General features: G+C 53.9%; 21 protein-coding genes and 1 pseudogene. 16 read left to right on the plus strand and 6 right to left on the minus strand.

Annotated elements, in window-relative coordinates; translation table 11 throughout:
• Window positions 1-683 precede the first annotated feature (683 nt).
• The 10 genes from NYE69_RS07355 (at window position 684) to NYE69_RS07400 (ending at window position 10,358) form a co-directional block, all read left to right on the plus strand.
• Complete coding sequence (locus NYE69_RS07355) at window positions 684-2,123, plus strand: serine hydrolase (protein ID WP_340925528.1); 1,440 nt, start codon at window positions 684-686, stop codon at window positions 2,121-2,123.
• A 20-nt stretch (window positions 2,124-2,143) separates the two neighbouring features.
• Window positions 2,144-2,701 carry a helix-turn-helix domain-containing protein gene (locus NYE69_RS07360; protein WP_340925530.1) on the plus strand — a complete coding sequence of 186 codons (558 nt, stop codon included), beginning with the start codon at window positions 2,144-2,146 and terminating at the stop codon, window positions 2,699-2,701.
• 31 nt (window positions 2,702-2,732) lie between these two features.
• Window positions 2,733-3,302 carry a helix-turn-helix domain-containing protein gene (locus NYE69_RS07365; RefSeq protein WP_340930302.1) on the plus strand — a complete coding sequence of 190 codons (570 nt, stop codon included), beginning with the start codon at window positions 2,733-2,735 and terminating at the stop codon, window positions 3,300-3,302.
• A 24-nt stretch (window positions 3,303-3,326) separates the two neighbouring features.
• Window positions 3,327-4,394 carry a mandelate racemase/muconate lactonizing enzyme family protein gene (locus tag NYE69_RS07370; protein ID WP_340925532.1) on the plus strand — a complete coding sequence of 356 codons (1,068 nt, stop codon included), beginning with the start codon at window positions 3,327-3,329 and terminating at the stop codon, window positions 4,392-4,394.
• 107 nt (window positions 4,395-4,501) lie between these two features.
• On the plus strand, window positions 4,502-5,092 hold the full coding sequence (locus NYE69_RS07375; protein ID WP_340925534.1) for a glycerol-3-phosphate responsive antiterminator: 591 nt from the start codon (window positions 4,502-4,504) through the stop codon (window positions 5,090-5,092).
• Between the two features lie 243 nt (window positions 5,093-5,335).
• Entirely contained in the window at window positions 5,336-6,229 is an 894-nt protein-coding gene (locus NYE69_RS07380; protein ID WP_340925536.1) for a carbohydrate ABC transporter permease, read from the plus strand.
• A 27-nt stretch (window positions 6,230-6,256) separates the two neighbouring features.
• Complete coding sequence (locus NYE69_RS07385; RefSeq protein ID WP_340925538.1) at window positions 6,257-7,084, plus strand: carbohydrate ABC transporter permease; 828 nt, start codon at window positions 6,257-6,259, stop codon at window positions 7,082-7,084.
• A 52-nt stretch (window positions 7,085-7,136) separates the two neighbouring features.
• Complete coding sequence (locus tag NYE69_RS07390; RefSeq protein WP_340925540.1) at window positions 7,137-8,441, plus strand: ABC transporter substrate-binding protein; 1,305 nt, start codon at window positions 7,137-7,139, stop codon at window positions 8,439-8,441.
• A 25-nt stretch (window positions 8,442-8,466) separates the two neighbouring features.
• Window positions 8,467-9,477, plus strand: a complete 1,011-nt coding sequence (locus NYE69_RS07395) for a metallophosphoesterase family protein (RefSeq protein ID WP_340925542.1) — start codon at window positions 8,467-8,469, stop codon at window positions 9,475-9,477.
• Between the two features lie 62 nt (window positions 9,478-9,539).
• Window positions 9,540-10,358 (plus strand): HAD-IIA family hydrolase, encoded by an 819-nt coding sequence (locus NYE69_RS07400; RefSeq protein ID WP_340925544.1) that lies wholly within the window; start codon window positions 9,540-9,542, stop codon window positions 10,356-10,358.
• Between the two features lie 203 nt (window positions 10,359-10,561).
• On the opposite strand, the gene NYE69_RS07405 is transcribed toward NYE69_RS07400, so the two are convergent.
• The gene (locus NYE69_RS07405) at window positions 10,562-10,741 is read right to left on the minus strand and encodes a hypothetical protein (protein WP_340925546.1); all 180 of its coding nucleotides are present in this window, start codon (window positions 10,739-10,741) and stop codon (window positions 10,562-10,564) included.
• A 151-nt stretch (window positions 10,742-10,892) separates the two neighbouring features.
• On the opposite strand from NYE69_RS07405, the gene NYE69_RS07410 reads away from it, so the two are divergent.
• Window positions 10,893-12,569, plus strand: coding sequence for an SWIM zinc finger family protein (locus NYE69_RS07410; RefSeq protein ID WP_340925548.1), 1,677 nt, complete (start codon window positions 10,893-10,895; stop codon window positions 12,567-12,569).
• Between the two features lie 994 nt (window positions 12,570-13,563).
• Here the strand turns inward: NYE69_RS07410 and NYE69_RS07415 are convergent.
• A pseudogene (locus tag NYE69_RS07415) lies at window positions 13,564-13,928 on the minus strand (MBL fold metallo-hydrolase); the annotation flags it as partial.
• Between the two features lie 180 nt (window positions 13,929-14,108).
• The gene (locus NYE69_RS33650; RefSeq protein ID WP_445744756.1) at window positions 14,109-14,519 is read right to left on the minus strand and encodes a Cys-every-fifth RiPP peptide CefA; all 411 of its coding nucleotides are present in this window, start codon (window positions 14,517-14,519) and stop codon (window positions 14,109-14,111) included.
• Here NYE69_RS33650 and NYE69_RS07420 point away from each other — a divergent pair.
• The 5 genes from NYE69_RS07420 to NYE69_RS07440 all read left to right on the plus strand — a co-directional run bounded on the left by NYE69_RS07420 (window position 14,431) and on the right by NYE69_RS07440 (window position 20,892).
• Window positions 14,431-15,558 carry an autoinducer 2 ABC transporter substrate-binding protein gene (locus tag NYE69_RS07420; RefSeq protein ID WP_340925550.1) on the plus strand — a complete coding sequence of 376 codons (1,128 nt, stop codon included), beginning with the start codon at window positions 14,431-14,433 and terminating at the stop codon, window positions 15,556-15,558. The two genes, NYE69_RS33650 and NYE69_RS07420, sit on opposite strands and share 89 nt — an antisense overlap.
• Window positions 15,542-17,386 (plus strand): sensor histidine kinase, encoded by a 1,845-nt coding sequence (locus NYE69_RS07425; protein ID WP_340925552.1) that lies wholly within the window; start codon window positions 15,542-15,544, stop codon window positions 17,384-17,386. The genes NYE69_RS07420 and NYE69_RS07425 overlap by 17 nt, the downstream gene beginning before the upstream one ends.
• Window positions 17,383-19,035, plus strand: a complete 1,653-nt coding sequence (locus NYE69_RS07430) for a helix-turn-helix domain-containing protein (RefSeq protein ID WP_340925555.1) — start codon at window positions 17,383-17,385, stop codon at window positions 19,033-19,035. The genes NYE69_RS07425 and NYE69_RS07430 overlap by 4 nt, the downstream gene beginning before the upstream one ends.
• Window positions 19,036-19,225: 190 nt before the next feature.
• Window positions 19,226-19,564 carry an L-rhamnose mutarotase gene (gene rhaM, locus NYE69_RS07435; RefSeq protein WP_155621346.1) on the plus strand — a complete coding sequence of 113 codons (339 nt, stop codon included), beginning with the start codon at window positions 19,226-19,228 and terminating at the stop codon, window positions 19,562-19,564.
• Complete coding sequence (locus NYE69_RS07440) at window positions 19,564-20,892, plus strand: MFS transporter (RefSeq protein WP_340925559.1); 1,329 nt, start codon at window positions 19,564-19,566, stop codon at window positions 20,890-20,892. The genes rhaM and NYE69_RS07440 overlap by 1 nt, the downstream gene beginning before the upstream one ends.
• 443 nt (window positions 20,893-21,335) lie before the next feature.
• On the opposite strand, the gene NYE69_RS07445 is transcribed toward NYE69_RS07440, so the two are convergent.
• The 3 genes from NYE69_RS07445 to NYE69_RS07455 form a co-directional block, all read right to left on the minus strand.
• A complete protein-coding gene (locus NYE69_RS07445) occupies window positions 21,336-22,289 on the minus strand; it encodes a DUF4367 domain-containing protein (protein ID WP_340925561.1) in 954 nt (317 codons plus the stop codon).
• Entirely contained in the window at window positions 22,246-22,839 is a 594-nt protein-coding gene (locus NYE69_RS07450; RefSeq protein WP_340925563.1) for an RNA polymerase sigma factor, read from the minus strand. The genes NYE69_RS07445 and NYE69_RS07450 overlap by 44 nt, the downstream gene beginning before the upstream one ends.
• Before the next feature lie 78 nt (window positions 22,840-22,917).
• Window positions 22,918-24,537 (minus strand): sensor domain-containing diguanylate cyclase, encoded by a 1,620-nt coding sequence (locus NYE69_RS07455; RefSeq protein ID WP_340925566.1) that lies wholly within the window; start codon window positions 24,535-24,537, stop codon window positions 22,918-22,920.
• Window positions 24,538-24,580 lie beyond the last annotated feature (43 nt).

The raw sequence follows: 24,580 nt of genomic DNA on the forward strand, positions 1-24,580 counted from the left end.
ATGAAGGAGAACCAGCTCACCTACTGTCCAAAAATTCTGAAGAGAATTTCTGGACAGCTGAGCCCTTTTACGTAAAAATAAGGAATTACATTTTCGTATAAATTTAAAAAGAAGAACTACGAGTCTGCCTAAAAATCGATGCTTGACTGACGGGTTAGCCTCGAATGATCGATCCATCCGAAATATTTTCTACGCTAACGGTTGTCATCGCGCTTATTCGGCCGAAAATCGGGAGGTTTCTTTTCTAAGGGTTGTATATGCGCTTATTTGGGTGAAAACAGCCCTTTTACCGCCGAAAAATGGGGAATAGGCTCGCTGGCAACCGTTACATTTTGCAAACCCCCGTTTTAGCTCAAATAGCGTCGCTCACAACCGTTAGAATCGCGCCTAGCGCTCTTCTACGCTTTCGCACCTAGTCCCCCTGGATGCCGCCCCGTACGCCCGCTCACCTGTTCCCTGTTACGCCCGCCACCCGCCAGTTCTTCGGTACTACTCCCCTGGTTCACGTTCTGCAAAAGCTGAATTATAAATATAAAAATAAAAAGTCGAACATTTATATTTACAATTAAAATGATTCATTTAAAATAATAGTCATAACTTCTAAGCACGACTAGAGGGGTTTCGAAAATGAGGCGTTAACTGCGGTAACCCACCGAATCTTCTTAATCGATAGGAGGTATCACATGAGCGATCCAATCTTAAACGGTCTTCATGAGACCATCGAAAAAGCGATGTCCGACCTGAACGTGCCCGGTGCCCAGGTGGCCATCATCAAGGATGGGGAGGTCATTTATTCCGAGGCTTTCGGGTACGCGAACCTGGATGAGAACATTCCGATGACCAAGGAACACTTGTTGCCGATCGGCTCTTCCAGCAAGTCGTTTACGGCGACAGCCGCTGCGATTCTGGCCCATGAAGGGAAGCTGAAGCTGGATGCGCCGATCCGGACGTATATGCCGGAATTCAAACTGTCCGATCCGTTAGCCTCCATACAGGCCACTACGCGGGATCTGCTGTGTCACAGGACCGGAGTGCCGAGACATGAACTCATGTGGTTCAATTGGGATGATTTAAACCGTCAAGACTTGGCGGTTAACCGTATCCGTCATTTGAAGAACAATATCCCGTTCAGAAGCGGCTTTCAGTACCAAAATCATATGTATGCGGCCATTGGATACTTAATCGAGAAAATCAGCGGCATGACCTGGGAGGAATTCGTTGAGGAGCGAATTTTCTCGCCTTTGGGCATTAAGGAATACAGCTTCCGTATTCCGTATCCGGATCCGAGCAGCAAATACGCCAGATTGTATACGCCGGATGAACATGGCGTCAACAAGGAAACCGTGCCATTAGTGATCGATGCGATGGGGCCGGCAGGTTCCATCAATACAACAATCGATGATTTGGCCAAATGGGTGGCTTTTAACCTGAACGGCGGCAAAGCGGGAGAGCAGCCATTAATCGATGCGGCGCTGTTTAAAGAGCTTCACAAACCGAACATCCCGTATCAGATCCTGCCGTTCGAATTTCCGGAGCGCGTCACGGTCGGTTATGCGCTGGGGTGGACGGTCGATTTGTTCCGGGGGCGCAAAGTGGTGGATCACGGGGGAAATGTAAATGGGGGCTCCGCCTTAATTTCCTTTATGCCGGATGACCGCATCGGCTGCGCCATCCTCACCAATGCGAACAGCAATTTGTTTACGACGGCGTTATCCATGGAAATATATGACCGGTATCTTGGACACGCGGGCGAGAAGGACTGGTTCACGGCATATCAGGATGGCATGAATACCTTGTTGGCCGCGATGAAGGGACAACTTCACGCGATTTACGATACGAAAATCGAAGGCAAACCTTACAGCCACGACTTGGAAGAATACGCGGGAGAGTATACGAACCCTGGCTACGGCGATATATGCATCACGGTGAAGGACGGCGCGCTGCATATGCAATTTCATAACAATTCCATGGATGTGAAACACCTGCATTACGATATTTTTACGTTCGAACTGCTCGGCGGCCCGCATCCCGTTTCATTCGCTACGGGCGTGGACGGCCGGATCACCTCGTTAAGCATCCCGTTTGAACTTACAGTGGAACCGATCCTGTTCACAAGAAAATAAAACAAAAAGGACTCATTAGTATGTTGGGAGATATACTGCGAGAAGCGAGAAAACAGAAAAATCTCACCCTAGCGGAATTGGCGAAGCGGATTGGAGTCACCACGGGTTATCTGTCCAACCTGGAAAATAACCGTCAAGAGCCCTCGCTGCCGGTGCTAAGGGGGCTTTCCGAGGAGCTGGACATCCCGGCCACTCTGTTGTTTGCCGAAGAGCCCGATGAAGAGGTGATCGTGCTTCGCAAAAACGAGCGGGCAACGATCAAATTCCTGAACCTGCCCGGGGAGTGCGAAGTGTTGACGCCGATGGCCTGGAGAAGCGCCCAGCCTCCGGAAATCGAGGTGCTCCGTTTGGAGATTCCTCCCCATGAACGGATCTCCACCGAGGATTTATCGATGGACACGGACGAAGGCATTTATGTCCTGGAAGGGCAGCTTGAGTATCGATACGGAAATGACAGCGTGCGGATCGAAACAGGCGGCAGCATTTTTATTCCCAGGAGAACAGGACATTATCTTTTTAATCCGAACGAAGAGCCGGCGACCATTCTATGGATTGTCAAATCCACGATAGGAGGTTAGCGCCATTAGCAGCAAGGAAGTTTCTTTTAAGCTGAAGGGTGAAAAAGTCAGGGACTTAAGGCGGGAGCAGGGGCTGTCTACCACGGCTTTGGCCGGTTTGGCCGGCGTCACGCCCGCTTATATTTCGCAAATCGAACGCAATCTGGCGGAACCCTCCCTGTCCGTCCTTAGAAAACTCGCCAGAACGCTGAATGTCGAGCTGCTGTTTCTATTGGAATATGAAGTGCCGGCGGATGTTTTTATCGCGGCGGGGGAACAGGCGGCGGAGCTGACCTTTCCCCAGGCGCATGCCAAATATCGGCTGCTGTCGCCGGTCCGGTTGAAAAATGGCGAGAAGCCGGATATGTCGTTCCTGCTGGTGAAGATTGAAGCGGGTAAGACGGACTATGATGAAATGGTGACTCATGATTTCGTGGAATTTTGTTATGTGCTCGAAGGGTGCATCGAATACCGGACGGATAAACGGACCTACCGCCTGGAGGAAGGGGACAGCCTTTATATGAAGAAAAATGTGCCCCATCTAGTGTATAACCCCGGTACAAAAGAGGCCAAGGTTTTTGCCGTGCTCGGAAACATGCATCCCCATTGGCAAAATAAATGAACAGGGAGGAGGGCGCATAACTCGATGAAAATCAAAGAAATTACGGCGAAAAAGGTAAGGCTGGAATTGCGGCAGCCGGTCGTGATTGCCCTGGGCTCCATTAGTCATAGCGAAACCGTCATCGTCAAGATTGAAACGGATGAAGGTCTTGTCGGATACGGAGAAGGAAGCGGCGCCACGTTTGTGACCGGCGAATCGGCCGACATGATCGTAAGCGCGGTGCTCCTTTTGAAACGGGCCTTAATCGGACTGGACCCGTTCAGCATTGATTCCATTCACCATTTGCTGGACAAAACGCTGGTTCATAATGCCGCCGCCAAGGCGGCCATCGATATCGCCCTTTACGATATTATGGGCCAATATGCGAAGCTGCCGTTGTATCGCCTGCTTGGCGGAATGGCCAAGCAAATGGAGACGGACAGGACGATCGGCATCGGCGCTCCGGAAGACATGGCCAAGGAAGCTGTCCAGTTGGCGGAACAAGGATTCCGCCAGATCAAGGTTAAGGCAGGCCTGAATCCGGACGACGATATTGAAGCGATCCGGCGGATCAGGGAAGCGGTCGGCGGGGCCATCCGGTTGAAAGTGGACGCCAATCAAGGCTGGTCCGCCGGCGATGCGCTTCGCGTCATTCACCGCTATGCCGAATACGGCGTGGAGGCGGTAGAACAGCCGCTTCCCCATTGGGACATCGACGGGCTTCGTTATGTCCGCGCGAAATCGCCTCTGAAAATCATGGCCGATGAAAGCTGTTTTTCTCCGCAGGATGCGATCAAACTGGTGAAGAAAGAGGCGGTGGACCTCATCAATATTAAATTGATGAAATGCGGCGGCCTTTATCGAGCGTTGCAAATCAATTCCATCGCGGAAGCAAGCGGAATAGAGTGTATGCTTGGCTGTATGATGGAGAGCCGGATCGGGATTGCGGCAGGCGCGGCTTTGGTGGCATCCAGACCGAACTTCGTCTATGGAGACTTGGACAGTTTTATGTATTTTAAAGAAAACGAAAAGATCCGGGGCGGCTTCACCTGCGACGGACCTTATATAACCTTGTCGGATGAGTATGGTTTAGGGATTGAAGTGGATTTTTAAGCAAGGTCTTTCTTCGAACATTTACATTCCCTTAATCCAAGGCAAGTGTTCCACGAACAATCCGCGCCGATAATAAAAGTATCAACATGAACACAGGAGCGAAAAAAATGATGCGGCTGTTGCACAAAATTGGGGGCCATCCGATTATCGCCGCCGTCCGCCGGATGGAGGATTTGAACGCCGCGTTGGACAGCGCTGTGGATAACCTTTTTTTCATGGGGGGAACCGTAAAAGAGATCGTCGACAGCGTCCGGCTGACGAAGCAGGCCGGCAAAGGGGCGTTCGTCCACATCGATCTGATTCGCGGCTTGTCCAGCACCGATCGGGAGAGTGTCGAATGGATTGCCGAATACGCGGGAGCCGACGGCATCGTTACGCCGAAAGCGCATCTGATCAAGGAAGCGAAGCGCTGCGGCCTGTACGCCATCCTGCATCTGTTCGTCATCGATTCGGGCGCGCTGGAGAACGGGTTGAAGTTATGCCGCCAGTTGGAACCGGACGGCGTCGAGCTGATGCCCGGCGTGATCGACAAAATCATTCGGACGTTCGCGGCGGATCTGGAATCGACTCCGCTTGTCGCCAGTGGTTTGATCCGGACGGAAGCCGAGGCGTCCGCCGCGCTGGTAGCGGGAGCCACGTCTTTATCGGTCAGCGACAAATCGTTGTGGAACCTGACCTTTGCGCAACTGAGCGACTGAGTTCGTATTTTAACACTCGATTGACAATCCGATAATACGGCGATAAACAATCGAGATTAAAATAAAGACATGTCGGCAGCAGCAGCTGACGGTCCATCTGCAATCAATCCGAATCCTTGCGGTTCTTGTTTAGAGTGATGTCTAAGAGAAAGCTCTGAACAACAATCATACAGGCTTATTGGCCTCTATGTATTGTTGGGACGAGCTTTTTCTCATTTTTGCATAAAAAGGAGGAGTCCGTTTTTGAGGAAGCCCATGATCGGTTATCGCCGAAAAATGCTGTTATTGCCCCTGCTTTTTCTGGTACCTGCTATGCTGCTGTACGCGATCTTCTTTGTCTACCCGTTCTTGTTCACGTTCCTGCTCAGCTTTCAGCAATGGGACATGATCAGCCCGGACCGCTCATTCGTCGGCTTGGCGAACTATACCGGGCTGCTGCACGACGAAGTATTCTGGATGTCCATGCGCAACACGCTGCTGTACCTGCTCATGACGATGCCGGTCTCGATCGGTCTCGGTCTCGGGCTGGCTCTGCTGATGGAGAGTCTGCTGCGGGGGCGGGTGGTGTACCGGTTCCTTTTCTACTTGCCGGTTGTCTCCCCGATCGCCGTCGTCGCGATTGTCTGGAGCTTGATGTACGACGATCAGCGCGGCATTGTCAACGCCTTGCTCATGCTCTTCGGCATCGACGGACCGAACTGGCTGTCGGACGCTTCCTCCTCCCTGTGGGCGGTGGCGATCGTCGGCATCTGGAAAGGCTTCGGCTACGAGATGCTGCTGTATGTGTCGGGACTGAAGGCGATCGACAAAGGCCTGTACGAGGCCGCTTCGATCGACGGGGCGGGTCGGCTGCGCCGGCTGGTTCATATTACGCTGCCGCTGCTGTCGCCGATCACGCTGTTTATCGTCATTATGGGCATCATCTCTTCGTTCCAAAATTTTGCGCTGATCAAAATTATGACGGGCGGCGGCCCGAACAATTCGTCAAACGTGCTGGTGTACCAGTTGTACCAGGAGGCGTTCCAGTTTTTCAGCATCGGCAAGGCGGCGGCGATCTCGGTCATCCTGTTTGCCTTCGTCCTGCTCATCACGGTCGTTCAACTCCGTTTGTCCCGGAGTACAGTTCATTATTCGTAACCAATGGATCAAAAGGAGGTAGCCGAAATGGAGCGCTTTTGGAAGCGGATGGAGGAGATAGGCAAGCATGTCCTGCTGATCGGATTGGCGCTGCTGACGTTAGTGCCGATCGTCTGGATGGTGTCAATTTCGCTGAGGTCGGAGGAATATGTCTTCTCCGGACATCTTGTCTGGACAGGGCCGCTGCACCCGGAAAATTATGTGAAATCGTTGACCGAGGTGCCCTTTTTCCGGTGGTTGGTCAATAGCTTGCGCATTGGCGTGCTGCAGACGCTTGGCCAAATGCTCGTCGGCGTGTGCGCGGCGTTCGCCTTCGCTTATTACCGGTTCCCGGGCCGGGACGTCCTGTTTTTGTTCGTGCTGATGACGATGATGATTCCAATGCAAGTGACGCTAGTGCCCACGTATCTGATCGTGAATCAGATGAACGCGCTGAACACGCTGGCCGGCGTCATCGTCCCGCATCTGGCCAGCGGCTTCGCGATTTTCCTGCTGCGGCAGTCGTTCCTGGCGATCCCGAAGGAACTGGCGGAGGCGGCCGCGATTGACGGGGGCGGCGCGGTCCGGGTGCTGTGGACGGTGTACATCCGCATGTCCGGCACAATGCTCTGGACGCTCGGCGTGATCGCGTTTATGGCCAATTTTAACGAATTTAACTGGCCGCTGCTCGTACTGACCGACCCGGATCAAATGCCGCTGCCGCTGGCGTTTCAATATTTCCGTACCGAAACGCAGATGGACTGGGGGGCTACGATGGCGATCGCGGCGTTGTCCATGGTCCCGGTGCTGGTCTTATATTTGGCCGCCCAGCGCCACATTGTCGACGGTTTCGCCCAGAGCGGTCTGAAAGGTTAGCCGGACCCCGCCTGGTTCATATAAAACGCCATAAGAAAAGGAGAGAATCGACGTGAGAAAAACAATAACGGGATTGCTGCTGCTCTTGCTGTCCATCGCGTTGGCGGCTTGCGGGACTTCGGGTTCAAGCGGCGCGCCGTCGGCGGCGCCTTCCGGGTCCGCGGATGCGGCGTCGCTGCAAGCATCTGAGCCGGTGGAGATCGAATTTTGGAACATTTGGGGCGGCGAGCTGATCGACTCCCTGGTGAACGAGTACAACAGCTCGCAGAACAAGGTGAAGGTCAAAGCAGTATTTGTGCAAAACAGCTACGAGGGCATTGTGGAGAAGCTGCAGGTGCAGGCGGCGGCCAAAAAGCTGCCGGACATCGTGTCGAACGGCCTGCTCTACACCCGGTTTGCCAATGACGTGATGCACGCGGTGCCGCTTGAGCCGTTCATCGAGCGGGACGGATACGACATGTCGGACTTTTTCCCCACCATGTTGAATTTAGGCAAAAACGAGCAGGGGCAGTTGATCGGACTGCCATACGGCATCAGTACGCCGATCCTGTACTACAATGCCGATCATTTCCGGGCGGCCGGGCTGGACCCGGACAAGCCGCCGCAGACCTGGGAAGAGTTCCCGGCGGTCGCCAAGCAGTTGACCCGTGACGGCCATTACGGCGCCAGCGTGCCGATCGACTTCGGCTGGTTGTATCAGGCGCTGATGGAGACGTACGGGGGCAGCATGATGTCTGCCGACGGCCAGACGGTCGGTCTGGACTCCGAAGCGAGCGTGAACGCTGTCCGGGCGGTGACCGACATGGTCAATAAGGATAAATCGATGCCGCTATTGCAGTTGCTGCAGACCTTCGAATCAATGGCGAAGGGCGATGTTTCCATGCTGGCCAATACGACGGCCGGTCTCGGCCAGATTTTGCCGACGGCGCAATTCGACTTGCGGACAGCCCCGTTCCCGACATACGGCGGCAAACGCATCGTGCCGGCCGGCGGGGCGAACCTGATGATTTTCACCCAGGATCCGGCTAAGCAGGAGGCGGCATGGGATTTCATGAAGTTTCTGATCGATCCGCAGCGATCCGTGCAAATCTCCAAATCCACCGGCTATATGGTGTCGCGGCAATCCGCGTTGGATGATCCCGAAATGCAGAAGTTTTTGGAGGAAAAACCTGTCTACAAAGCAACGTACGAGCAGATCGACGGGATGGTGCCCTGGTTCAACTTCCCGGGTACGGGCGGCACCCGCGTGCAGAAGATCATTACAGACCAGATCCAGGCTGCGCTGCAGGGCCAGAAGACGCCCGAGGAAGCGATGAAGGAAGCGGCCAAGCAGGCGAATGCGCTCATTCAACCTTAAATCTAATTAACAGGAGGTTATGGAAATGACGAAAAAACGCGATATCCTCATCGACGATACGAAGTTCAGCACAACCAAAGGCCCGTGGTTCGGAGAACTGCCGGTGCCGGAGGGCGGCGATTATGACTTCGCCTTCATCAGCGACCGGACCGGTGGAGCGGTGCATGAAATGTTTGAGAAAGGGCTGGAAGCAGCGAAGCGGCTGAATCCCGACTTTATCGTCTCGATCGGCGATCTGGTGGAAGGGTACTGGACGGACGAAGCGGAAGCGCATGGGGAATGGGATCGCATCGACCCGCTGCTGGCGGGGCTTGGCGTCCCGGTGTTTCAGACGGTCGGCAACCATGATTACGGGACGGAAGCGATGATCCGGGTGTGGCGCGAGCGCAAAGGGATCGATTATTATGCGTTCCGTTACGATCGGACGCTGTTCCTCGTCGCGAATACGGAGACGGCGCCGCTGTCGTTGCCCGAGGCGATGCTGGAGTTAATGCAGCAGGCGAACCGGGAGCTGATCCGCAATCCGCAGGCGCTGTTCATGGACCTGATGCGGGATTTGGCGGGCGACAACGTCCCGGCAGAGGCCTGGAAGATGACCGAGGATACGCTCATTGACCCGCATCTAAGCGAGGAGCAGATCGACTTTTTCGAGCGGGTGCTGGCGGACAACGCCGACGTCGACTGGACGTTCGTCTGCCTGCATCAGCCGGCCTGGAAGAAGCCGGACCCGGTCTTCGAACGGCTGGAGCGGCTGCTCGCGGAACGTCCTTACACCGTCGTATCCGGTCACGTGCACTATCTGGAAGTGACCGAGAAGCGCGGGCGTCAGTATATTCAAATGGGCAAAACGGGCGGACTGCATTGCTTCGAGGGACCGGGCGACATCCATCACATTTTGTCCGTTAAAATGCGCGGCGGCGTTCCGCAATTCGAGGTCATTCTGCTGGAGGGCGAGGGCGGTACGCAGACGTTGGACGCATACGTAAAAAAGACGGCCGATACAGGAGGGATTGGGGCGGAGAAGACAGGAATGTGACAGGTCAAGAAACGGCAGAGCGGAACAAGTTAAAATAAGACACGATAGATCGGAGCTTCGGGATGAATCGATGGATGGACGGGATCAGCACCTTGTTTTTCGACCTCGACGGGTGCATCTATTTCGGCCGGAAGCTGGCCGAACGGGCCAACGACTTGATGGACCTGCTGCGGGGCCAGGGTTATCGGATTGGCTTTATTACGAACAACTCACGGGAGAATTCCGCAGAAATTGGCGCCAGGCTGGCGGAGATGGGGCTTCAACTGGAAGGAGAGCTGATCATAAGCGCCACGGAAGCGGCGGCAGCTTACTTGAAGGATGTCTATGGCCTGGTGGCGGTGAAGGTTTCAGGGAGCGCAAGCCTAAACGCATCGTTGGAGAATGCCGGCCATCGCGTGTTGGATTGGGCGAAGTCCGATCCCGCCGATGTTGTCGTCATTGGCCGGGATACCAAGTTCGATTACCGCAGGCTGGAGCAAATCGTGAACGAGGTTGCCCGGGGGGCGCACGTCATCAGTACGAATCCGGATTATATGCATCCGGGGGAAGACGAGTGGATTGTTCCCGAAACGGGATCTCTCCTCGCCGCTGTCGAGTCGATTACGGGCGGTCCGATCTTGAGCATCGGCAAACCTCATGCCTGGCTTTACGAACTGGCGATGCGCAAATACGGAGTCGTCTCCGCCGAATGCGTGATGGTCGGCGACAACCTGGACACCGACATTGCCGGCGCCGAGCAGGCCGGGATGAAAACGGTTTGGGTGCGCCGTTCATCTCAGCCTGGCCGGAACAGGAAGGCGTCTTCCGCCGTTCCGACGGTGACGGTGAGCGCGCTGTCCGAACTGTATGAACTGTTGCTTTATGGGAACGGTACGGCGTGAATTAAGACAACCCATCGCCTCTGAATCAGGGCGGGCATTTCACATTACTTTGCCAGGATGAAGATGTTTTAGAGAACCCGAACGATGGATTTGGCATCGTTCGGGTTTTTTGTCTTCGAGCAGGTTGCTTATTTCGATTTGACTTGCCCTGATGAGCGGATAAAAACTCGTCCACGATCTCCACGGTCGGTTCGGCGTTCTCTTTAATCTTTTTCGATCAGTTCGAGCTTTTCGAGGATTTTCACGGTCGTCATCGCCGACAACCGGACGGCCAATTCCACACTGGCCTTGGAAACGCCTGCGCTTTCCAGGGCTTCACGGTTGCTCGAGAGCACTTCGTCCATCACTTCGTCAACAAGCTTATGTACGATCGTTTTTTCCATGATTGCACCCCCCTTCATTTCGAGCATTTTCGAGCCATCTCCTATAAATTTCGACAAAAGATAGTTTTTTCCTTCCATGACTCTATCGTGAGAATTCGTGTGCTATATTATTGATAGAACCATTTATCGAAGAAAAACGAGGGAATTGCGGATGAATATCAACCATTTCGAGAATGACATAGCCGAAGCGGTTTTAACTAAGGGATACGACTACTACATCGATGACCGTGTTGTTGACGTCTATCACCAAGGAGATCGGGAATATATTTGCCAGGTGGAAGGAGGCGACCATTACGAGATCGTCGTCAAGCTTGGCGAGAACGGGGACATCCTCTATTCTCATTGTGATTGCCCTTATTCTTACGGCCCTATTTGCAAGCACAAAGTGGCGGCTTACTATGAACTGTCGGATATGTTAAGCAGTGAGGAAGAGGAGCGTAACGAAACGGAGCAACCGGGGACGGAAAGGCAGCCGGTGTTGAAAGAGGTATTGAATCAGCTTTCCAAGGATGAATTGATCGCGATTATTCTGGAAGTTGCCCGGGGGGATGCAATGCTAAGAAACTCCCTTTTGGTCAAATATGCCAAAGGGGACGACAAACAGGAACTGGAGAATTGCCGGAAGCTGATCCAAGCTATCGCCAGAAAATATACGGGTCGGGACGGCTTCATTCCGTATGGGGAAACCTATGATTTTACGCAAGAGATGAGTGAAATATTAGAGAAGGCAAGGGGGACGGATAACCTCCCACTGGCTTTGGATATCACCCTTTTGTTACTGGAAGAAACTATGGAAGCTTTTGAGTATGCCGACGATTCGGACGGGGACATCGGCGTTTTGGCCGATGAAGCGCTGGAACTGATCGGGGAAATTGCCGGAGAGAGTCGCGATCTGGATGCGGATGGGCAAGAGCGGGTATTTAATAAGTTGATCGATCAGATCGATGGCGGGCTCTGCGGGAGATGGGATGATTACCGAAACGGACTGCTTGAAATATGCGCCGGTTTTGCCGACGTTGAAGCGTTCAGGAGCAAGCTGAGAGCGCAGATCGAACACTTGATCCGCCAAAATGCCGACAACGAGTACAAGAAATACAGTAATGAAAGTATGTTACGCATATTGTTTGGGATCATACAGGAATACAGCACACCTGAAGAAAGCGAACATTTTATCACGGAAAATCTCCGGTTTCCTTTTTTTCGGGAATGGTATATGCGTAAGTTTATGGAGGCAGGGGATTTTCATAAAGTCATAGACTTGGCTTTGGAAGGAGAAGCTCAAGACGAAGCATTATCGGGGCTCGTTTTCCAATGGAAAAAAATCAGATATGACGCCTATACACAACTATCGCTTAAGGAAGAACAGATCAAACTAGCCAAAGAACTGCTGCTGGATGGACATTTTGAATATTACAGCCTGCTGAAGCAATTGATTGGCGGAGATAAGAAAGTATTTTATCGTCAATTAAAGCAAGAGTTGATGGAACAAAAAGGTTGGCGCGGCGAAAGGCTGTACCTTAAGCTGGTTGAAGCGGAAAACGATTTGGACGGGCTTGTGGAATATGTAAGGCAGCATCCGGACGAAATTGAAACCTATGCCGGCAGACTGACGGAGCGGTTTAAGGACGAGGTGCTATCGTTGTATCAAGAGCATATCCGCTTGGCGGCGAAAGCTTCGTCCACACGAAAACATTACCGGAACGTATGCGGCATTCTTACGAGATACAAAAAGATAGCGGGCGAAACCCATCAACAACAAATGGTCGATGAACTAATGACATTGTATAGTGGAAGACCGGCCTTTTTGGAGGAGTTGAGCAAAATCTAAGCGGATTATAAGCCGATATTCCAGCTCTAATCTAGCCGGGAGGCAGGTCGCTGCGACCTGGCACAATGTTCTGATTGGAAATATCCAATAGAATGTAAACGTGTTGGTGAATGCAACGGCTTGATTGGAATTTTCCAATAGAATAGGCTGGGTAGGGCGAAAAACGAGGCGGTTGAGCGAATTCTATTGGATTTTTCCAATGAGAGCTCAAAATGACGTTCGCTATCCACCAATCTATTGGATTTTTCCAATGAGGGGTGGGAGGACAAACGTTTGGGGGAGTTTTTGCCCCTAAAACCGGGCTCAACCTAGAAATCGGCGCTTGACAGCCGGCTGCTGGAACGACGAACCTGCCTGACAAACCTGCTGACTACCTGCTGACTACCTGCTGACTACCTGCTGACTACCTACTGACTACCTACTGACTACCTACTGACTACCTACTGACTACCTACTGACTACCTACTGACTACCTACTGACTACCTACTGACTACCTACTGACTACCTACTGACTACCTACTGACTACCTGCTGACTACCTGCTGACTACCTGCTGACTACCTGCTGACTACCTACTGACTACCTACTGGCCTATCTGCTGACCTATCATCGTCGCCCTTCAAAATAGCGGCACTTTATGCGCTTAATATCCGAAACCTAGCCTGTTTATCCCCATTAGCGGCATTTTATGTACTTATTTTCCTCTGAACGGTTCAGAACGCGGGTATTTCCTTGCGACGAGGGAAAATAGAGACATATAATGCCGCTATCCCTCTCAAATGGGCGGGGATCGCCGAAATAACGACACTTTAGGTCCTTATGTTATTCGCTGAAGTTTCTCAGGCAGCCTAGTTTCTGTTAGTTTTATCGGCGTAATGAAAAAATCCCCGCGACTTATCGGCGGACTCCTGCTTTGATGTTCAGCAGCGTTTCACTCGCCTGGGGCCCTGGTCAAGGACCACCCGCGCTGGAAAGCTGAACGGGTTGGGGGTTAGAAACGCCTTGGAGCAGGGCGGCTGATATCGCGCCTCACATCTTTACGGGTGACCTCGATCGGCAACCCCGGAATGCCGTGGACCCGCCAGTCGCGTTCGGCTTCGTGTACCAAAATGCAATCGAATTCGCCATGGCTGGATCCCAATGGACATGCGTCGTGATGACAACGATCGGCAAGCGGGTCAGCTTATCCGCAATTCTTTTAATATTGTCTATGCCTAGCCCTGTATCTATAAGGACGGTTTTGTCTTCACCGATCAGCAAAAAAGAGTGGACCTTCTCCCAATGGCCGTATTCACTAATGGCGTAGGTGCGGTTGTCAACCGTTTCTACGGTAAACCAGGCATCGTCAACTAAGTCCATCATCTGTCCCCCTCTCGCCAAACTTCAAATCTACATTCAAACCATATTATACCTTTGCCTTTTCGAAGCGGACAATGGAATCAACAAGAAACAACACAAAACAACATTTGAAAGTCCGATATTGCGTTGACAACAAAAAAACATGGGGATACGATTGAATCGCTAAATCATATTGTGCAATTAGGAAGGGGGAAGAACCTTGCGCCGCTGGGGTATAGGAATGCGGCTTATAGAAATGTGGATGTTAAGAATGTGTCTTATAGGAACGCGGATGATAGGACAATGGCTTACAGGACAACGACTTAAAGTACAACGGTTTGCAGGACAGAGGTTTGTAGGACAGAGGTTTGCAGGACAGAGGTTTGCAGGACAGAGGTTTGTAGGACAGAGGTTTGCAGGACAGAGGTTTGCAGGACAGAGGTTTGCAGGACAGAGGTTTGCAGGACAGAGGTTTGTAGGACTGAGATTTGCAGGACTGAGGTTTGCAGGACAGAGGTTTGTAATGCTGAGGTTTGCAATGCTGCGGCTTGCCGGGCTGCGGTTTGCAGGACAACGGTTTGCAAGGCCGAGAATTGCAAGGCCGAGGTCCACCGGGCTGCAGTTTGCAGCGCTGCTGCTGCTTGCTGTCGTCATCAGCGGCTGCCGAAACGGGGATGCGGCCGTCAAATACGACGTCATATATTCCAACGAGAAGGAGACCCAGAGCCAAGCGGCCCCGGTTGCCCAGGAAACTTACACGATCGGCATGGTACCGAAAGCCACGGAAAATTCTTATTTCAATCTGGTGGAGGACGGGGCGCGCGAGGCGGCCGCCGATCTGGGAGCGAACCTGCTGTATGAAGGATCGCCGGTGGCGGACACCGGGCAGCAAATCCGGGTCATCCGAAGCCTGATTTCGCGCAAGGTTGATCTGATCGCGGTGTCGGCCAACGATTCGGCCAAGCTGCTGCCCGTGCTGCGGGAAGCGAAGCAGAGCGGCATCCGGGTAATCACCTGGGATTCGGATACCGAGCCGGAAGGGCGGGAGCTGTTCGTCAATATGGTCGATCCGGAAACGCTCGGGCGCCATTTGTTGGATGCGCTTGCAATCCAAATGGATGAAACGGGGCAATACGCCGTTTTGGCCGGGGCTTCCACCGCCTCCAACATGAACGAGTGGATGAAATGGATTAAGGTGCAGAATGCGCAATATTATCCGGACATGAAGCTGGTCGAGACCGCCGCGGCCAATGACGATCCGCAGCTCGCCTACACGGAGGCGATCAGATTGATGGAGGAGTATCCCGATTTGGCGGGAATCATCGGCACCTCCTCCGTCGCGCTGCCGGCGGCGGCCAAGGCGCTTGAAGACAAGCGGCAGGCCGGAAGCATCCACGCGGTTGGATTGTCCACGCCGAATCTGATGCGGGAATATCTAAAGAACGGGACCGTCAAAAACGCCACCCTTTGGAGTCCGAAACGGCTGGGGTATTTGACGATCGTGCTGGCGGTGAATCTGCTTGACGGCCAACCTCCCGTCAACGGCCAGGTTGTCCGCAATGTCGGGGAGATTCGGGTGAAGGGGGATTCAGTGATTATGGGGGAGCCGCTCGATTTTACCAAGGATAATGTGGATGAATATGTTTTTTAGGCGAGGAAGGCGGCGGTTCCGGGATTTTCGGCTCAGCTCCAAGCTGCTGATCGTCTATGTGGCGCTCACCGTACTTCCCATCTCGCTGCTCGGCGTCATTTCTTACCGGCAATACGAAAAATCGATTGTGCAGCAAATCGGCGAGTACATGCCGAAGTTCCTTGATCAGGCCAACGGCTCGATCGATCAGCATATCGGCAAGCTAGCCGTGCTTCCCGAGCAGTTGTTCAGCTCAACCGACGTTGTACGCATTTTGCGCAAAGATTCCTACCAGAGCAATTCCGATCTCAATACGGATACCTATGTAATGAACAATTATCTGTCCAAGACGTTTCTCGAAGGCAGCAATTCGGAAATTCTCGGGGTGTTCATTTTATCCAAAAACCGGCTGTTCTCCGCTTCCCGCCTCGATTTTACGGGGCTGGACAGCAAGGGCCTGCTGATTCCCTACGGGCAGGACTTGGAGCTAAGGGGCGGAGCGAAGCTGCTGCTGTCCAGCGATTTCGGGCTAAAATTCAGCAGCGGCGAGCCTTACCTCATGATCACGAAGCAAATTGACGACGTGGACAATCGCACCAGCCTCGGCACGATGTTTATCGCGGTGCAAATGTCGTTTATTGATCGAATACTGCAAAATTTCGAACAGAACCAGCAGGCGGAATTTTGGCTGCTGAACGGGCAGGGCGAAATTTTCTACCATACCGACCGCGCGCGGATCGGCGGCTACGACGCCGAAATCCGCGAATATCCGGTGCAAAACGGCAGCTTCCGCAAGCAGGCGGGCGGGAAAACCTGGATTATGAGCAGCTCGCGTTCCGCCGGATACGGCTGGAGGCTGATGTACAGCATCCCGCTGAAAGAACTGACGAAGCAGGCCGACATCACCCGGAATATCGTCGGTTTGCTGTTTGCCGGGTTCGCGCTTGTGACCTTGGTCCTCTACACCGTTTTCTCCTACCGGGTGACGAGGCCGCTCATGAAATTGGCCCGCCTGATGAAGGAGGTCGGCAAAGGCCGGTTTGACGTCGATCCGGGGATTCAATCCCGGGATGAGGTGGGGATGCTGGCGCGGAGCTTTACCTTCATGGTGTCGATGATCAGGGAGCTGATCGCGAAAAACGTGCAGACCGAGTTAAGCCAGAAAGAAGCGGAGCTGTACGCGCTGCAGTCGCAGATCAACCCTCATTTTATGTACAACACACTGGAGAGCATCAGCATGGCCGCGGAAGAAGGGGAGCAGGAAACGGTCGTAAAAATGGTGACCCTGCTCGGGCGCATGCTGCGGTTCTCGGTGTCCAACAAATCGAGATGGGTTACGATTGCCGAGGAAGTGCAGCACGTCCGCGATTATTTGACGATCCAGGCCTTCCGCTTTGAAGAGCGGCTGGATTTTACGATTACGGAAGAGGTGAACACCGCTTGGTACACGCCCAAGTTTATTTTGCAGCCGATCGTGGAAAATGCCGTGAAATACGGAATGGAGAGCCGCCGGAGTCTAAAGATCGGGCTGCATATCGCTGAAGAACCAGGCACGCTCCCGGGTGAGCGGCAAGTCGTCTTCCGCATCCGGGACAACGGCCCGGGAATCGGCAGCGAGCGGCTTGAGGCGCTGAACCGTGAGCTGCAGAGCGTGTCCATGGAGCGGAAGGATTCCGGCTTTGGCCTGAAAAATGTAAACGCACGCATTCAATATACGCTGGGAAGCAGGTACGGTCTGCAAATGGAAAGTGTGGTGGGTGAGGGCACCACCATTATCATTCGCATTCCGGGGATCGAGCGGGCGAGCGCGGAAGACCCGAAGGAATCGTCAAAGGAGGGACAGGTATGAGGTCTATCAAAGTATTGATCGTGGACGATGAACCGCGAATTTGCCGGGGGCTTAAGCGGCTGGTCGCCTCCTGCGGCGAGGAGTGGGAAGTGCTGGCCGCTTTGGGGGACGGCAGGGAGGCGCTGGACTTCCTGCAAACGCGGGATGCCGAAATCGATCTGCTGATCACCGACATCCGCATGCCGGAAATGGACGGGCTCGCCCTGGTCCGGGAAGCGGGCAAAGTCCGTTCGTTTCTGGCCGTCGTGCTGACCGGTTATAACGATTTCGAATACGTCCGCACAGCGCTGAAGGAAGGCGCGGCCGATTATTTACTAAAGCCGCTCGACCGGGAGCAGCTAATGGCAGTGCTCGCGGAGATCAAGCAAAAAGTGGAGGAGCGGCGGCTGCAAAATTACCATTGGAGCGCGCTGCGCCAAAAGGAGGCGATGCTCAAATTCACGCAGCAGACGCAGGCGCTCGCCCGGATCACGGCGGACGAAAGCGATCTGGCCCGCTTGGGGTTCTGGGTGGATTCTTTTCCGAAAGGAGAGTACATCCTGCTGTATGTTTCTATGGACACGTTGCCGGTCAAAGCGAGAAGCTTTACCGCTCAAGATTGGCAGGCTTATTTTTACGCGTTGGAAAATATGACCGGTGAAATCGTCGGCGCGGCGGCGGAAAAACACCGGATGAGCGGCTGGTGGTGGCGGGGGACGGGCGCGGATTTCTGGGCGCTGCTGTGCCGGCCGGGGCCGGACGCGGCAAGCGACGGCGGCGAATGGGAAGAAGCCGCCCTGGAGACGGCCGGACGAATCCGCGAAGCGGTAAGAACGTACACGCCGTTTACCGTATCGGTCTCATCCGCGGAGCCGATGGGCGATTTGTATTTGCTGCCTTACGCGAAGCGGCAAGCGCTTTCCGCCATGCAGCACCGCCTGCTGGAAGGGGGGAACCGGGTGTTTCCGTACGGACGCATCCACCACAGCGGCGGCGAGACTGGCGGGGAACAGCCGGGCGGCCTTCTCCCTTCACTGCTGCAACGGATGAAGCGGGCGGTCGGGCAGGCCGATGCCGCCGAGGCGGAGGCGGTGTGCAGGCAGCTGTTCGAGCATATCGGCGGGTATTCCTCCCCGGCGCGAATCCGCAAAGTTTCGGAAAATGTGCTGCTTCTGATACAGTCCACCCTGTTTGAAACGTGCGGGGAGACGGTGGGGGATTCGGGGGCCGAAGAGGCGCTGCGGGAGGCGCGGGCAGCGGTGAACCTGCAGGAGCTGAAGGTGCTGGCGCTGCGGATGATCAGGCGGGCCGTGACGACGCTTAGGCAGGCGCGGTCCGGCTCCGTAGTCAAGCCGGTTGAAGCGGCCAAGGACTGGATCGGCCGGAACCTGGGAAGCCCGATTACGGTGAAAAAAATCGCCGAGCAGGTCCATATGAACCCTACGTATTTTTGCCAGTATTTTAAGCTGCAAACCGGAGAAACGGTGCTCGAATACGTGACCCGCGCCCGTCTGGAGCAAGCGCGAAGGCTGCTCGCCGACCCTGCGGCAAAGCTGCGGGACGTCAGCCGGGCCGTCGGATATCAGGACGTCCGCTATTTCAGTCGGCTGTTCAGGCAGCATTTCGGTCAGCTCCCGTCCGAGTACCGGGGGACTGCAGGAACCGGCTAGGTGCGTGGTCCAGGGCATGTTTGGATGGCTGTCGGTCTGGCGTCCCGCAGTTTTATATCATATTCCGAAGAATGTCTACCCGATCCGAAGAATCTCTCCTACAGGCAAAAACGCCCCGCTTATATAGTGAAAGGTGTAAGCGCCAACATACAAGGCGTGAAAATTTTGAGGATCGGGAAGGAGCTGTAACATGATACGGAAAGCCTCGATCATGCAAGTTTTTGCAGGCTGCCATGAGGAATACCGGAGACGTCATGACGAACTGTGGCCGGAGATGAAGGAGATGCTGCTAAGCCACGGGGTTCGCACGTATTCGATTTTTTTGGATGAAACGACCCATACCTTGTTTGCTTACCTGGAAATCGAGGATGAAGCGCTCTGGGCCAAAAGCGCGGAGACGGAAGTTTGCCGCAAATGGTGGGATTACATGAAGGACATTATGCGAACCAATCCCGACAACAGTCCGGAATCCCGCGAGTTGACGGAAGTGTTCCACCTGGAGCCGGAATCCGGAAAGGGGCGGGTGTGATGGCTGCCGCTCAAGCAACGAAGAAGAACGGCCTCAAGTCAACCATCACCGTCGCCATGTCGAATTACCTGGAGGCCGGTTCCATCGTCGCCGGCGCCGGAGGCCTTACCTTGTGGGTCGAATACCTGAAGCTGGACGACGTGAAGCTGGGCCTGCTCGGGGCCCTCAGCGCCAACGGATTCGGGTCGGCGATCGGCGCGCTCATCGGCGGAGTTCTGGTCGACAAATACGGCCGCAAGCTGATTTACAAATACGATCTGCTTGTGTACATGCTGGGGGTTCTGCTCGTCGCCCTTTCGTTTAATTTTCCGATGCTGCTGGCGGGTTATGTGATCACCGGCATCGCGGTAGGCGCGGCGATCCCGGCCGCCTGGACGTATATCTCCGAAGAGGCGCCGGCGGGCGAACGGGCCGCCCGGGTAGGCTGGGGGCAACTCGCCTGGTCCATCGGCCCGGCGATATCGCTGCTGCTGTCCGTGGCGCTGGCTCCGCTTGGCCTGCTGGGCAGCCGGTTGATCTTCGGGCAGTTGTTCGTCATCGCCCTGATCACCTGGATCATGCAGCAGCAGATTAGCGAGAGCAAGATCTGGGAGGAGGAAAAAGCCAGGGAAGCCAAGGCTAAGGCGCTGGCAGGCGGCAAGGCGGCGAAAAGTTCGGTTGCCGAGCTGTTCAAGAGCCGCGCCAATCTGCGCTCGATCGTTCTGCTCTTGGGCATTTACTGCTTCTGGAACCTGGTGGCGGGCGTGATGGGCTACTTTATGCCTTACATTTACCAGCGGGTCGGCGGCCTCACCTCCTCCCAGGCCAATTTGCTGCAGGCCTTTCTCTGGATTCTGACCGTAGCCTCGACGTATTTCGTTTTCATCAAGTTCGGCGATAAAGCCAACCGGAAAGTGCTGTACGGAATCGGCGCATTCATGGGGATTGCCGCCTGGGCGATCCTGTCCTTCGGCGGCATGGGCATGGCCGAGCTGCTGGCCTTTGTTGTGCTGTGGGGCGTCGCCGCCGGCTTCGGAGCGCAAGCCTTCTACGGCTTGTGGGCGGGCGAGCTGTTTCACACCAAATACCGCGCCAAAGCCCAGGGCTTTCTGTTCAGCACCGCCCGGGTAGCGGTGGGCCTGATCTCGCTGGTGGTGCCGTCCATGCTTACTTCCATGGGTTTTGCCGCTTCCGGTATGGTGATGATCGGCTTCCTGGTCATCGCCGCGGTGATCGGCGTGGTCATGGCCCCGGAAACCCGCGGCAAGACGCTTGAACAAATTCAGGAGGAAGTGTACGGACGGGATTTTGTGAGCCATCCGGACGAATCCATATCTCGAACCGGGTAACAACGAATCGATGTCCCGGACGGGGCCGCCGCGAAGGGTGGGGTTTAAAAGAGAAAAGCGCGGGATATAGAGGGTATTTAGGGGCTCAATCTATAAATCGGCGATTAACACAGCCGGCTGCTGCAACGACCAATCAACTGACTTACCTGCTGATCAACCGTCGAACCGTCGGCCTTCAACATAGCGGTACTTTATGTGCTTATTATCCGAAACCTAGCAGGTTTATCCCCATTAGCGGCATTTTATGTACTTATTTTCCTAAGAATGGTCCGGAACGAAGTCATTTCCTTACGACGAGGGAAAATAGAGACGTAATATGCCGCTATTTCTCTCAAATGGCGGGTATTGCCGAAATAGCGGCATTTTATGTTCTTATGGCAGCAATCTTCCCCGCCCTGCCTGCGGATTCCGCAAACAGGCAGGCAGGGCGGGAGCTATATCGCTTAATCCAAATAAGACTCGGCCAGTTCAATCAACTGGTCTTTGTTCATTTGCAAGCCGGTTTCGATCATGTAATGAACGGCCTCCTTGCTGCCCGGGATATCATAGACCCATTGAATATTCCGGCCGGTTGCAAATTCGGTATACAGCATTTTTATACCCTTAACCTCAAGGGTCTCGCGCGGATTGTCCTTGTCTTCTTCGGGCAGCATAACCGTCTGCTTTCCGGGGGTTTTGGAAATCGTTGCGAGAATGCCTGTTTTACCGTTTCTTTGGTAAGAGCTCATAATAATCCAGTAATTTTTCGAGACCTCAATCGGCATCATCGCATAGCCCTTGCCCGATTCTTCCGCTTGCTTCCGCAGTTTTTCGGCGATCTCCGCCTCTTCTTTATCGGTTAGCGGATTCTCATAAAGGGCCGGGTAGAAGGAGACCGTGGCATGAGCGAATTTATAATCGCCTCCGAGACGATCAAACAGCTTTACCGGCTGCCCCGCCATGCGGGAACGAAGCTCGGTCAAATCGTGGAAGGGAACCCGCTTCCATTCGATGTCGATTTGATGATTCGGATTGTTCTCAAGCACGTAAAAAATCGCAGCCTCCCCATCTTTCAGCAGATCGTTGGATAAACCGGCGCTGCTCAGTGAACGCCGTTGCTCGTCCATGGAAGGCTTTTTATATTCGGGGCTGCTCTTATCCAATATCTTTTCTTCCCAAACAATGTCCCCGTGCTTACTTTTCAAGGCATAGTAGTAGTTTGACGCCGCAAAAGCGGTGGAGGCCGCCAGCAGCATTCCGGCCATGACCAGCAAACCTACTTTACGTTTCCCGATCAATCGCGCCTTTGTTGTTTTTTCGGCGCGCAGCTTGCTCATCACTTTGGGGGTCAGGTCCACCTCGGGAAGCTGCGCTTCACGAAAAAGTTGTTTCAGATCCTGATCCTTGTCCGATATCATAAGCACATACTCCTTTCGCCTGAGCGTAATACTGGCGGAATTTCGCCGCCGTCCGCCCGTATTTCTTGCGGAGAGCGGCGTTGCTGCGGCCGAGAATCTGGCTGATCTCCTCATAGCTCTTCTCATCAACGCACCGCAAAATCAGCAAGTTCCGTTCCTCCGCCGATAACTTCGACAGGGCCCGATGCACAATTTCATCAAAATAATGGGCTTCGATCCGCAAGTCCACCGGTTTGTTCTCTTTGTCATCCCGGTAGAAGAAGGGGAGGTACTTGGCCAGCTTGCGCTTGCGGATCATATCGATGCAATGATTGTAGGCGATTTTGTACAGCCAGGCCCCAAATGGAACTTCGCGTTTATATTTTCCCAATGAACGGTAGGCTTTTAAAAATACTTCCTGACCGCTGTCCTCGGCTTCGGCATAGTTGCCTAACATATGGTAGCAATACAGGAAAATCGATTTTTGATAGACTTGCATGATTTCCGCGAACTTTTCGGTGTCACCCTCCAGAATGTCGGTTATCGTTTGCGACAGATCGACATCGTCCACATTCTCACACCCTTTCCCCTAATACAACGTATCACTGGCCCGCGGATGTGACAAATCCGCAAAAAAAAGGAGCGGTCGCTACCGGTCCTTGATCGAGACACGTTCTTCCGCCCAGCTCTCATCTGCCGCAACGGTCCGGTTGCGCCCGTCGCCCTTGGCTTGATAAAGCGCTTTATCGGCTAAGCGGAACAACTCGCCCAGATCATCCGATTGAACGGGAAACTCGGCGACTCCTATGGAAACGGTGACCGGCCGGCCGGCCGGGCTTACCGTGCCTTCCAGTTGGCCGCGAATCCGTTCCGCCGTTTGAATGGCAACGGCCAGCGGGGTATCGGGAAGAATGACGATAAACTCTTCGCCTCCGAAGCGGAAGCAGAAATCTTTCTGCCGCACGGCCGATTGAACGAGATCCGAAACAAATTTCAGCACTTCATCCCCGGTTTGATGACCGTACGTGTCATTGATCTGCTTAAACCGGTCGATATCCAATATGAGCATCGAAAAAGAATGCTTGGCGAAATCGAATAAAGCCAATACCTCATTCAGCGCCCTGCGGTTTTGCAGGCCGGTCAGCGGATCTTTGCGGGTGCTGTCGGTAAGCCGTTCATTTTGATCCTGCATCGTCTTCAGGGAGTTCAGCACGGTCTTCGTCAACAAGTCGGCCTCCCAAATCCAATGGCTTGTCCGGATCGGCGGCAGTTTCTTGGCATTGCGGACCGAACTTCTCGCAAACTGGGCAAGCCATACGATCGGCTCGGTGACCTTATGCGCCATATAGATCGTAGCCGCCATGATCAGGATGAAAGGAAGGGCCATGATCAGCAGCATTTTGCGAACCTGCTCTTCTTGTTGTTTTTCCACCATGCTGATCGGCGTTTGCATGATAATGCCCCAACCGACCTCAGGGACCGTGGCGTACCCGGCCAAAAAAGAGACTTTTTTCGTGTTGATCACGGGTTTTCGGCCGCTTTCACCGTTTTTTACAGCTTGGACTACAGCGTTTTCACTAACGTTTTCGCCGCGCCGGCTGGTGTCGGGGTGAAAGATCAGCTGGCCGCTGGAATCCACGATATAATAATAAGAGCCCGTCTTATCCGCCAGATTTTCGCTGAAAATACTGTCGAGGATGTTGTTTTCCTCCAGGTAAATCGTCCCGCCTATGAACCCATGATAGACGCCGTTTCTATCGAACACGGGTTCCGTCATCAGGATGATGAGCCGTCCGCTTGTGCCGGTATAAGGCTTCGACAACGTTGATTTCCGGGTTGCCAGGGCTTCCAGCGCCGGCGTTGACACCAGCTTGGTTCCGGCCAAATGATAGTTCGGCGAAGCGATGCTGCGAACGACGCCTTTGGCGTCCGCCCAAAACACCGAGTTGAAATAGTCGTTGCTGTTCTTGAAGAAATCCAGTTTGGCTTGAATGTCGGCGGATTGCGAGGCCTCGTCCGCGTCGAAGAGATGAATGGATACGGTATGCAGCCCCAGCCGCATCGATTTGAATAAAGTGCCTAAGGTGCGGCTCATCTGCAGCGAAGTGGAATAGTTCATTTCCAGCGTCCGGTTGTATAAAATGCTTCTTTCGGCTTTATAGGATGAAGCCGCGGAAATAAACGTAGTTATAATTACGGCGAGCCCGACGATCAGCGAAAAGAGGACGGCCAGGCGGATTTTGGGGTATGTGCGCTTTTTGCTGTTCATATTTAAGCGATTCCTCTATGTTGTTTCTAGCGGTTTTGCATCC

Origin of the sequence: Paenibacillus sp. FSL R5-0527, assembly GCF_038008055.1 — a bacterium.
GTDB lineage: Bacteria > Bacillota > Bacilli > Paenibacillales > Paenibacillaceae > Fontibacillus > Fontibacillus macerans.